This is a genomic window from Colwellia sp., from assembly GCF_013215345.1.
In the GTDB taxonomy this organism is placed as follows: Bacteria; Pseudomonadota; Gammaproteobacteria; order Enterobacterales; family Alteromonadaceae; genus Colwellia.
In genome coordinates, this window is sequence record NZ_JABSOV010000024.1 from 1 (window position 1) to 12,251 (window position 12,251).

9 protein-coding genes are annotated in these 12,251 nt (G+C 38.4%); 3 read left to right on the top strand and 6 right to left on the bottom strand.

Annotated features, from left to right (window positions below):
* The first annotated feature begins 105 nt into the window (after positions 1 to 105).
* Positions 106 to 699 (top strand): 5'-deoxynucleotidase, encoded by a 594-nt coding sequence (gene yfbR / locus HRT50_RS05185; RefSeq protein WP_291612038.1) that lies wholly within the window; start codon positions 106 to 108, stop codon positions 697 to 699.
* Positions 700 to 767: 68 nt separating this feature from the next.
* On the opposite strand, the gene HRT50_RS05190 is transcribed toward yfbR, so the two are convergent.
* Both HRT50_RS05190 and HRT50_RS05195 read right to left on the bottom strand, forming a co-directional pair.
* Positions 768 to 2,324 (bottom strand): HD domain-containing phosphohydrolase, encoded by a 1,557-nt coding sequence (locus tag HRT50_RS05190; protein ID WP_291612040.1) that lies wholly within the window; start codon positions 2,322 to 2,324, stop codon positions 768 to 770.
* Between the two features lie 182 nt (positions 2,325 to 2,506).
* Positions 2,507 to 3,085, bottom strand: coding sequence for a DUF4136 domain-containing protein (locus HRT50_RS05195; RefSeq protein WP_291612042.1), 579 nt, complete (start codon positions 3,083 to 3,085; stop codon positions 2,507 to 2,509).
* A 508-nt stretch (positions 3,086 to 3,593) separates the two neighbouring features.
* Here HRT50_RS05195 and HRT50_RS05200 point away from each other — a divergent pair.
* Positions 3,594 to 5,321: an acetolactate synthase 3 large subunit gene (locus HRT50_RS05200; protein ID WP_291612044.1), complete on the top strand. Its 1,728-nt coding sequence runs from the start codon at positions 3,594 to 3,596 to the stop codon at positions 5,319 to 5,321.
* 121 nt (positions 5,322 to 5,442) lie between these two features.
* On the top strand, positions 5,443 to 5,940 hold the full coding sequence (gene ilvN / locus HRT50_RS05205; RefSeq protein WP_291612047.1) for an acetolactate synthase small subunit: 498 nt from the start codon (positions 5,443 to 5,445) through the stop codon (positions 5,938 to 5,940).
* Positions 5,941 to 6,103: 163 nt separating this feature from the next.
* Here ilvN and HRT50_RS05210 read toward each other — a convergent pair whose 3' ends face one another.
* The 4 genes from HRT50_RS05210 to HRT50_RS05225 all read right to left on the bottom strand — a co-directional run.
* Positions 6,104 to 6,919: a hypothetical protein gene (locus HRT50_RS05210; RefSeq protein WP_291612049.1), complete on the bottom strand. Its 816-nt coding sequence runs from the start codon at positions 6,917 to 6,919 to the stop codon at positions 6,104 to 6,106.
* 45 nt (positions 6,920 to 6,964) lie between these two features.
* A complete protein-coding gene (locus tag HRT50_RS05215; RefSeq protein WP_291612051.1) occupies positions 6,965 to 9,124 on the bottom strand; it encodes a transporter substrate-binding domain-containing protein in 2,160 nt (719 codons plus the stop codon).
* 194 nt (positions 9,125 to 9,318) lie between these two features.
* Positions 9,319 to 10,989 carry a glutamine--tRNA ligase gene (glnS, locus tag HRT50_RS05220; RefSeq protein WP_291612053.1) on the bottom strand — a complete coding sequence of 557 codons (1,671 nt, stop codon included), beginning with the start codon at positions 10,987 to 10,989 and terminating at the stop codon, positions 9,319 to 9,321.
* A gap of 275 nt (positions 10,990 to 11,264) precedes the next feature.
* Positions 11,265 to 12,251 (bottom strand): HD domain-containing phosphohydrolase (locus HRT50_RS05225; RefSeq protein ID WP_291612055.1); only part of this gene is annotated, 987 nt, incomplete at its 5' end.

The following is a 12,251-nucleotide window of genomic DNA, read 5'->3' on the forward strand; positions in this document are numbered from 1 at the left end:
CATTATTTCATCACAGCGCCTTGAATTGAAATTGCTCAAGCACTCTGAAACATGCATCTTGAATGGTAACGGGTATATATTAACAATAGTTATTTAGGAGTAATCATGCAAAGTTCATTTTTAGCTTGGATGTTTCGCATGCCATTAATAAAGCGATGGTCATTGATGTTTTGTGTAAAGCCAGAAAATGTTGCTGAGCACTCACATCAGGTTGCCATTGTTGCTCATTTACTGGCCGTCATTAAAAATAAGAAATTTAATGGTCAAATCAATGCCGATAAAATATCGACCATTGCCATGTATCATGAAGCAAGTGAAACTCGCTATGGTGATATTGTTAACCCAACAAAGTATGCCAATAAAGCCATAGCACGAGAGTTTAAAAAAATAGAATTACTGGCAGAAGAAGAGTGTTTAGCATCGCTGCCGGAAGAGTTACAAGAGCTGTTTAGTGATATTATCGTCCAAGATAATGTCTCCGTGGAATATAAAGCCATCGTCAAAGCGGCAGATATTATTGTTGCCTATATTAAAACACTTGATGAAATAAACCATAAGAACCCAGAATTTAATCATGTAGAACAAAGATTAGCGATAAAAATAAACGAATTAAAAGCAAGCATGCCTGAGGTCAAATATTTTATAGATACCTTTATGACCGCTTGTTTAGCGACCGTTGATAAGCTATCACGTAACTAACCTGAACTCGGTACAACCTTCAAAGTACCAATATCTATGTAACCTATTACCAATGAATTAGCACCAAACTAATGCTCTGGATCGGCATAGTCAGGGTAATCTATCCTGACTTGTAAAAACTCATCAAAGTCATCAACTATTATATTAACCAGTTTAGCCTCAAATTTTTTATCTCTTTCTGCTAATAAAAACTCTTTTATTTTTTCATCAGGCCAAGGCTCTTTGTAGCAACGCCTTGATCCCAAAGCATCAAAAACATCAGCTACCGCCATAATTCGAGCTTCCACCGGTATTTCGTCTCCTTTTAAGCCTTTAGGATAACCGCTACCGTCCCAATTTTCATGATGATAATTAGCCAATCGAGCGGCTAATCTAGAGACACTTACCGTAGATTTTTCTAAAATATCAGCACCAATTTGCGCATGAGATTTCATTATCTCCCAATCTTCTCCCTCTAGCTTACCTGGTTTATGTAAAATATGTTCCGGAATAGCTATCTTGCCTAAATCATGTAATGGTGCAGCTAAACGAATGGCTTCAACAAAGCTGTCTTCTAAGCCCGCTTTTTTTGCCAAGATATCGCAGATAAGAGCGACACGACGCACATGTGCGCCAGTTTCTTTACTACGTGCTTCCACGGCTTCACCAACGATAAAGAGTAACTCTTTTTGGGTTTTTTCTATTTCTTTTTGCTTCGTTAAACTCTCAAGAATTAACGCAACATTGGTAGCAAATAGCTCAGCTAAACTAGCTTTAAAATGTTCATTATCATCTTCAAATTCAATATATAGCACTGAGGCAGCATTATCCGAGGCGCGATAATAACCAACAAAACAAGTATCATCTCGATAGTGACTTTTATCGATAAATACCTGCTGAATTCTCGCCTTAACTTGCTCATCAATATCCGAAGCTTCTAGAGAATCAGATTCACAAACATATTTACCGGTACAAGCAATAATTGAGCTGGTTGATTTTTTTGCAAAATCAACTTGAGTTCTGGCAATATAGAGCGCTGAACTTTCTACATTCATCAAGGCAAGTAAGTGGTCAAGTGCCGCTGAGCCAAAATTCTTTAACTGATCAATTTTTAATAAATCATGAGTCGTTTCAATAAGCTTTTTAAAGGCGTCAAGGCTGCGCTGAATGGTCATAATGTCACGATAGGCACGAATACTTGCATACACTGTGGTGATCATTTTATTGGCGGTAAAATCCGTTTTTTCTTTATAGTCATTGATATCGAATTCTTTAATGACTTTTGCCTCAGGGGCAGAACCGGCTTGTCCGGTGCGTAATATTAAGCGAATAGATTGATTTTTAAGATCTTTTCTTATCCATTCAACCAGCTCTAAACCAGCATGATCAGTTTCCATAACTACATCAACAAAAGCCATACAAAAGGAATTATCATTTAACATAATCTCCTTGGCTTGCTTACTAGAAAAAGCAGAGACTATGTCCAATCTTCTATGTTCGATTTCAGCATCAGCGAGCACTAGTTTAGTCACCTGATGAACAGACTCATCATCATCAATAACTAAAATACGCCAAAACTTATCCGCTTTATGCGGTTTGTCGTCAATTTCTTCTTCAACTTCGTCTTGAAAAATAAAGTTACTCATTCATGTCTATCATCTTGGGGAGACCATAATATTAGTGTAATTCAGAACAGCTAAATTACTAGTAATATTACAAAAAACCTCGCTTTATCATGACAAATAATCTCAGTAGAAATACCTTTATTTTAGGCAAAAAAAAACGGCATAGAGCCGTTTTTCCAATCGATTAACGTAAAGCTATAGATTTAGCGAAACTGATTCACAACTTTGATAACAATAGCATTCAAGGCTGCTGATGGGGCTTCTTTATCATCTGAGGTTAAACGCTTGGTTGCCCAACCATGCCATACCGGCTGATGAGTTTTAACATCATAGATATCAATAGCTAACTTGCCTTCAATATATTGTCTAACACTGGTTTCAGTACCCATAGACATAGTTCCGTAGTAACCACGGCCACCATAATAGCCACGGCCCCAACCAAAGCCAGTATTATAAGTTGCCGGGTAGCTATTCACTTTAATTTTATCTCGGCTACCGACCGTATAAGAAATAGTAAAATCTGCATTCTCAGCATCCTCAACTAACTGGTATCCTTTGGCCATAAAAGCTTGTTCAATACTTTTATCAACTCTCTCTTTCATTACTGGATTGATATCAGCAGCTGGTGCCATAATTTTACCTTTAGTAAGCCAGGCAAAGGTCTTATAGTTAATTGTTTCAATTTCAGTGTTTTTGTCAAAGTTAACTTTAGCTGAATGTGTTGCACAACCTGCGGTAAAAGCAATTAAGCTGGCAATGATTAATAATTTAATTGGGGTCATATCTGTTCCATTTTTGTAGTAAGACCTGAGTATTAAGTCTATTGGGCTGCGGTAAAACATTACAGTTAATATAAATCAAAATATATGACTAATACAAATAAAACAGTGATTTAAATTGTTTCTAACTGCTACAAGCGAAACTAAAAATTTAATTTTTATAAATAACCCCACAGTCAATGCTGTCACTAAAATAAAAAACAGTACTATTTAGTATGTTTTGTATTTATTGGTTGACACCAGCGAGTAAAGCCTTTAAAAATAGTACCAATTAAACTTTTTCGTTTTTGTTAAATTCTCATGATTATTAAAACAACAGTCCTCAATGTCATCCTCTTAGTCGTCGTGGTGCTTTCACCACTAGCGGGGATACCTTGTGCTTAGCAAAAACGATTAAGCAATAATATCAACAAACCCTCGCTCTTCATAAGACCGGGGGTTTTTTATTTACTCTATATTTATATAAGTAAAAAAATTCAATTAAATAAATTTAAAGAATCAAGGTGATGGTATGACAACAGAGCTTTTTACTGGTGCAGAAATGGTAGTTAAATCTCTATCCGCACTAAAAGTTAAGTATATTTTTGGCTACCCAGGTGGGTCCGTTTTAGATATTTATGACGCTATATTTCAACAAGATGAGATTGAACATATTCTAGTTCGTCATGAACAAGCAGCCACTCATATGGCTGATGGCTATACCAGAGCGACAGGTGAAGTTGGCGTAGTATTAGCAACGTCAGGACCTGGTGCAACCAACTGTATTACCGGTATTGCCACTGCCTATTATGACTCGATTCCTATGGTGGTACTTGCTGGCCAAGTTGCTAGTTCACTAATAGGTAATGATGCTTTTCAAGAAACTGATATCGTTGGTTGTACTCGCCCTATTGTCAAACACAGTTTTAACTGTCGAAGTTTAGCGGATATTCCTGATGCCATATCTAAGGCTTTTTACCTAGCAAGTACTGGCAGACCTGGCCCTGTAGTAATCGAGTTGCCTAAAAACATCTTAACTCCAGATAATAAAGGGCCATTTAGTATCGAAACAGATATTAAAATGCGCTCATACAACCCAAATATCAAAGGTCACCCCAAGCAAATAAAAAAAGCAGCGCAAACTATTGCCAGTGCAAAGAAACTGGTGGTTTATTCCGGTGGCGGTATTGTCATAGCTGATGCAGCCAAATTACTAACCACCTTAGTAGAGACACTTAAGGCGCCGATAACCAATACCTTGATGGGGCTTGGTGGCATTTCAGGTACTCATAAACAATTTGTCGGCATGTTAGGCATGCACGGCAGCCTTGAAGCAAATAAAAGTATGGCTAATGCTGATGTTATCTTGGCGCTAGGTGCGCGATTTGATGACAGGGTCACCAATAATGTCGAAAAATTCTGTCCCAATGCGACCATTATTCATGTAGACATTGACCCAACTTCTATTTCTAAAACCATTAATGCCCATATCCCTGTTGTCGGTTTAGTGGAAATAGTTATGCAGCAACTGCTTGATGAATTAGAGGAGATTAATTTCACCCCAGACGAAGCCGCATTAAGCCAGTGGTGGCAGCAAATCAACTTATGGCGTGCTGTTAAAAGTAACAGTTACGAACAAAATTCCGGAGACAAGATTAAACCACAACGCGTGATCGAAGCCATGTATAAAATCACTAAGGGCGAAGCTTATGTTTGCTCTGATGTCGGTCAGCATCAGATGTTTGCCGCACAGTACTATCCATTTGCCAAACCTCGCCAATGGATCAACTCAGGTGGTTTAGGCACTATGGGTTTTGGCTTGCCGGCAGCTATGGGAGTAAAACTCGCCTTTCCAGATAAACATGTTATTTGCATCACTGGCGATGGTTCAATTCAAATGAATATCCAGGAGCTTTCAACCTGTTCACAATATAACTTATCGGTAGTCATTGTTACCTTAAATAACCGCTCACTGGGTATGGTACGCCAATGGCAAGATATGGTGTATGGCGGCCGTCATTCCTCTTCTTATATGGAATCCTTACCTGACTTTGTTAAAATTGCCGAAGCTTATGGTCATGTTGGTATTCAAATCGATAGTTTAGATGAACTCGATGAAAAACTAACACAAGCTTTTAATATCAAAGATCGCTTAGTTTTTGTCGACGTTATGGTTGATGAAAATGAGCATGTTTACCCAATGCAAATTCGCACCGGTGCAATCGATGAAATGTGGCTTAAAAAAGGAGTTAAAGCATAATGCGTAGAATTTTAGCTATCGTTCTTATGTTTGTTGAAAATGAGCTTGGCTCATTCGTTCATAGGGTTCGCGATATATCCCTGACCAATCATGGGTTAATAAGCACTGGAGTTAAAGCATAATGCGTAGAATTTTAGCTATATTGATGGAAAATGAACCAGGCTCATTATCGCGTATCGTTGGATTATTCTCTCAACGTGCTTTTAATATTGAAAGCTTAACCGTTGCACCAACCGATGATAACAGTTTGTCTCGTATGACCATTGCCACTAAGGGCGATGACAAGGTATTGGAGCAAATTGTTAAACAAGTAAATAAGCTTATTGATGTTATTAAAATCACTGACATTACCGATAGAAAGCATATTGAACGTGAATTACTGCTAGTAAAAGTCGGTGCCATGAACGATAAAACTCGCACAGAAGTAACTCGGATCACGGAAATATTTCGCGGTAATATAATTGATATTGGCAAGCAAGTTTATACGGTACAACTTACCGGTAATGCTGAAAAGCTCAATGCTTTTATTGATGCCCTGCAAAATGAAACCGAAATTATTGAGACAGCGCGTTCCGGTTGTGTCGGTATGGCTCGTGGTGATAAAGCGCTACGAGTCTAGCTAGTAAATTTCAAACAAGAGAAGAGGCGATAAAGCCTCTTTTTTTTAAAAGAGTTAACTTTAATAGCGTTAAACTTAATAGCGTTAGCACAGTGTCAGAGTCCTGGGGTATTTAAAATGTTTTTGCCGCTAGTTTGGTAAACAAAGCCGCTATATAAGAAAACTATATAGGGAAGCTAAATAACAGCCTGAAGGCGCTGAAGTTTTTACTGTAGCGATAACTGAGCCCAAGTCTATCAATCCCCGCCCAAGAGTAACCTATGCTTTTTGAAAATTTCAAGGTAAAACCAAATTCTAAACTGTTAGTTAGGGTGACATTGTTGTCTTCATCCGCGCTCTTAGTACTGGGCGTGATAAAATTAACTTCAGTAAAGTACCAAAAGAGTGTGGCAAAAACCCTAGGTTGAAATTGATAACCTAATATCGTGTACTGTAAGGGTAAGCCGGTATCTATGCCCAAGTGTACTGCCGCATAGGCGTCTTTAGCATCGTAACCATTACCGTCATAACGCGCATAATAAATTCTATTAGCCCAAATAGAGTCATAATCTTGCGAACCGAAGTGATAAAGTGCAGAAAAACCTGCTGAACTTATCTTAACTCCTCTATTGGTAGTAAGGTTTCGGCCATAACCGGCATCAAAATAGCTTTCGAATAGCCAATTTTCTGTATATTGATGATTAATCGCAATACCAGGGGTAAAGGTAATGGTGCCAACTTCGTCAGGTAATTCTAAATCCGGTAAATCAAAGTCAAAAAAACCAACCGAAACAGGTAAACGTAAACCATAAGTTGTTTTACCCACACCGTCAAAATCATAAGAAAACGGTATGCTAATTAAACTAGCATTCTGTCCTGTGGTTCGATAAATACCACTGCCTAAATAATTAGCATAAGCATAGTGTACTGGCTCAGCTTCATCAGCCAATGTCGGTAAAGCCGTGAATATGAGTAAAATTCTCAATAAAAAGTATTTCATATGCCTTAAAAATTAAACAAGGTTATGTTAAACATTGCTAACCCCCTAGCCAGAAATTCGAATATAGCTTAAATAACGTTGGTGGATATCACGCACGTAATTTACCGGCTCTCTGCCTCTAACGTAGCCATACCGCGCCTTTTGATAATAGTGGCGGCGTTGCAGTAATAACATGGCTTTTTCAACATTGTTAAACCAGCGATCACTTCTTAAACCTAGTTGTCTTGCTAAGCGCTGTGCATCTTTCACATGGCCGTAACCAGCATTATAAGATGCTAAGGAGAAAAATATTTGCTCCTGTACCGGCAAATCCTTAGAGAATCGGTCCCGCGTCCAGTCTAGATACTGCACCCCTGAAGCAATGGCTTGCTCTGGGTCTTTTAAATCTTCCACACCAAGCTCTGCGGCTGTTCGAGGCAACATTTGCATTAAACCAAAAGCACCTGTGGCATTACTGGCTAGTGGGTCAAAGCGACTTTCTTGATACATTTGCGAGACAATCAGACGCCAATCAAAATTATAGGGTTGTACGTAAGCGCGGACAATATCGTCATAGGGGGACAAAGTTGAACCCGAAACTAAACGGTGCTTTTTATGACTTACCCGTGATTTCTCATTGTAGAAATATTTATTTTTAACGACATTATAAAAAGTACCGCGGTAGTACTTTCGAATAAACTCATTTAAGTAAGCGAGTAATTGCGGATTACCTTGCCTAACTAAATAAGCATAAGGCACATCTTCTTTAAACGTTAATGGGGTAATAATTTCCGCACGAAAGCTGCTCTCAATAGCGATTAAATTACTATCTGCAATGGTTAAATCAATTTCTTTATCCGCTACCTGACTAATTAATATCTCGCTGGCAATATCTTCTTTGGCTATGACGATATTAGCGCCAAAATCCTTCGCTAGCATTTGCGCCGTTGCCCAAAAGCTACTGCTCTTCCTTATTGTAATAGTACGACCTTTAAGGTCGGCTAGTACGTTGATAGGGAGACTATCTTGGTGAGCAACTAATTGTTCTTTCACCCGGTTATAACGAAGACTGGTCGTTAACTTTGCTTTAGCTATTTGTTTTACTCGTTCTTTAGTTCTAGACAGGCCAGCGGCAATTATATCGCCTTTACCCTCGGCTAATAATGCCAGCATTTCTTCGTAGCTATCAGCAACAATAATAACCAACTTCACCTTGTTGATATCAGCAAACTTGCGCATCAATTCATATTCAAATCCTAGTAACTCACCACGCCATAAAAAATAAGTTTCAGGGCTATTTCGCGTGATAACCCGCAGCGGAAGTTTATTTTTTCTTAACTGTTCAAAATCAATTTTACGTTCTGGCTCAAGCACCTGCATAACATGGTGCACCGAAATAAACTCATTAAGCTCATGGAGGAAATTATCATTACCTTTATTAACCGCCCAAGCAAGGTTGATTGCTTTAGGTAAAGTAAATACGCTTTGAATATCATCACGATATTGTTTTAAAGTCTCGAAAGCAAAACCATCAATAATGGTATATTTCACGGAGCCATCAGCAATGGTGTCAGCCATTTCTTGCGAGCTAACTCGCTCTGCAATAATATTAACCTGCCAATGGGGAAACTGTTTGCTAACACTATCAATATAAGCGGAGCCTATGGGTAATGAGATATTATTATCATCGTCCTTATCAAAGCTATGTTTACCCGCTTTAGCAATAACGACTTCTCTATCACGCAGCAATGGATAGGAAAAACTCACTTTTTCTAAACGATTAGCGGTTATGGTTAAATGTCTTGGAATAATATCAACGTCAAAAGCCAATAGCTTGCTAAACATGTCGGCTAAGTTACTGACTCGCAGCCAATTAATCTTTAAGCCGCGCTCATCAGCAAAGCTTTGTAATAAGGTAGAGTGATAAGCACTGGTCGAGCCTGCGCGAGGTAATGCAGATTCTAACTGCCAATCAAGTTTTACCGCATTAATGTAGCCTGAGGCTTTTATTTTAGCCCATGTTCTAGCGGTAGTTCTTTTTTCAACAACTTTTTTAGCCACCAGCCGCAGCTCAGCTTCACTCGCGTTTAGGCTATCGTTCGAGCTATCCTGCTGACTTAGCACGGCCTTAGCACTTTCTTCTGCTGAAGGCGGTTCTTGACAGCCTGCTAAGGTAAATAGCAATAAAACACTGGCTATTACTATGGCAACTAACTGTTTATTCATTAAATATACCTAGTTAATGGATTACATTTTATAATATAAGGTTAACAGATTTAACAAAAAAAAAGCCAGTAGTAAGTTTAAATAACTTACTACTGGCTTCATTCATAAAAGGCACAGTTCAAAACATCCTAGCGCTACTCTGCTCAACAAAGAGCAGAGCAGAAAATGCTGTCAGAAATTTACTGAGCTTTAGACTATTTACTAACTTTAGCCCAAGTATCTCGCAGACCAACCGTCCGGTTAAAAATTAATGCGCCAGGCTCTTTAATATCGTTATCTAGACAGAAATACCCTTGACGTTCAAACTGGTAAGCACTTTCCGCTTTAGCATCGGCTAATGAAGGCTCAACTTTTACCCCGGTAATCTCAACTAAAGACTCAGGATTAATCACCTTATGGAAGTCATCTTCTGCCGCAGGGTTTGGCACAGTAAATAATCTGTCATATAAGCGTACTGTTGCGTCCAGTGATTTATCGGCATCAACCCAGTGAATAACACCTTTAGGTTTAGTACCATCCGTTGGGTTTTTACCTAAAGTATCTTCATTGTAAGTACAGTAAACCGTAGTGACATTACCTTGTTCATCTTTATCACAGCGTGTAGCAGTAACAACATAGGCGCCACGTAAACGAACAGCTTTATCAATAACTAAACGTTTATATTTCTTGTTGGCTTCTTCTCTAAAGTCTTCCGCTTCGATATAAAGCTCTTTAGAAAATGGCACAGTACGTGTGCCGTGCGCTTCATCACTTGGGTGATTCTTAACAACAAGATCTTCTTGTTTATCTTCCGGATAGTTCTCAATCACTAATTTAATAGGATCTAAAACTGCCATAGCGCGTGGCGCATTATCGTTTAAATCTTCACGGATACATGCTTCTAGCACGCTCATCTCAATGGTGTTTTCCATTTTAGTAACACCGATGCGCTTAGTGAACTCTCGTATTGATGCAGGGGTATAACCACGGCGACGAAAGCCTGCAATAGTAGGCATACGTGGATCGTCCCAGCTATCAACTAAATTTTCTTCGACTAATGTATTCAACTTACGCTTACTCATCAAAGTGTATTCAAGGTTTAAGCGAGAAAACTCGTATTGATGTGGCGTAGACGGTACCGAGACGTTTTCAATAACCCAGTCATATAAACGGCGATTATCTTGGAACTCTAACGTACAAATAGAATGAGTAATACCTTCTATCGCATCAGATAAACAGTGAGTAAAGTCATACATAGGGTAAATGCACCACTTATCTCCCGTTTGATGATGATGAACAAAGCGTACACGGTAAATAATAGGGTCGCGCATACACATAAAGCTAGAACTCATGTCTATTTTCGCACGCAAGGCACAAACGCCCTCTTCAAACTCGCCATTTTTCATCTTAGCAAATAAGGCTAAATTTTCTTCGATAGAGGTATCACGGTAAGGACTATTTTTACCCGGCTTATTCAAAGTGCCACGATATTCACGCGTTTCTTCCGCATTTAACAAACAAACATAGGCTAAGCCTTTTTCAATCAGTTCAACGGCAAAGCCATGTAACTGGTCAAAGTAATTCGAGGAATAACGAACCTCCCCTGCCCACTCAAAACCTAACCACTGCACATCTTTTTGAATAGCATGTACGTAATCAATATCTTCTTTTTCAGGGTTGGTATCATCAAAACGTAAATTACATTTACCATTATAATCTTGGGCAATACCAAAACTCAAACAAATAGCCTTTGCATGACCAATATGTAAAAAACCGTTTGGCTCAGGTGGAAAACGTGTTTGCACACTGGTGTGTTTACCACTATCTAAATCGGCATCAATGATATTACGAATAAAGTTTGTTGGGCGGTTTTCGGCATCCGACATGAAAATAAACCTCTGAAAATAACCTAATATAAACGGATTAACTTATCTATCCGCTTATTATAAAGCTTGATATAAAGTGCGTTTTTCGCACAAAGATAGCCGCATTATAGCAAGTGTTTACGAGGGAGAATAGCGTTAGATAAGAGTATATTTCCTAGGAACGGTAATATTTCATCTTATGATATTCTTTTGTACTATGAGTATATTAAGTGCTCAAAAGAGTCCTTAACATACCATTTAACCTTGCTACACTGAGCAAGGTTATAGGGGAAAGACTAACGCGCATAAATAAGGAAATATTCACCTTGCTCTTTTTCAATTTTAATTAGTTTATCAATATGATGCTGATCTACCTCTGTGCCTTTAGTCAACATGGGGTTTTTGTCGATATTGACAATATCTCTGGTTAGCACCATTCCCTCTCGCAAGTCTTCACTATTTAATAAGTAATCAACATTGCCTTCGCTCGATCTCGGCCGTTCATCAAGTATGGTTAAATAGTGATTGACTAAACTCGGATCAAACATGGTCTTAGCTAATTCTTTAATATGGTGTTTAGCCAGTGCCGTCGACGTTTTAGCTTGTGACTGCCGACCATTCACTAAATTATCATACATTGAAACAATGGCAATAATACGCGAGCCTAGGGGGATTTCTTCGGCGCTTAAATGATCAGGTGCAGTGTTACCGTTATAATTTGCCGGAATATGCTTAATAATCTCGGCAACAAAGGACAGTTCATCAACTTTATTGAGTAGATCAAAACTTTTTTGATAAAAGCCATTGTAAAGACTTTTTTCATGTTGCGACATGGTGTCAATGGGTTTTGTCAGTAAGTTTTGTTTAAGTGCTAATTTACCCGTTTCATACAACAAGCCGGCAATATAAATTTGAAATGTGGTAAGTTTATCGCAAGTTTGACGCTCCGCGATTAACCTAGCATGGCCAGCGACACGAAAATTATGACGAGTAACGTCTTGATTATGCAAACAAATGGTCTCTGCATAAATATCAATAAAAGTAGAAAAGGTCTTTTTAAGCCGAACAAAACCATTTGCTTCGCGCGCAGAAATAAGTTGCAGTTTTTTTTGGCTTTTATTGGTTGCTAATTCAAGTGAACTGTTAATAAGAGATAGTTCGGCATTTTTAGCTAAATTAATTTTTAATAACTGCTTAGTTTTTCTTTCATTAAGGTACAGCTGATAAGCACTGGTTAGCTCAGCAATTAGTTCCCCATTATCCCATGGCTTTGAAAAATAATG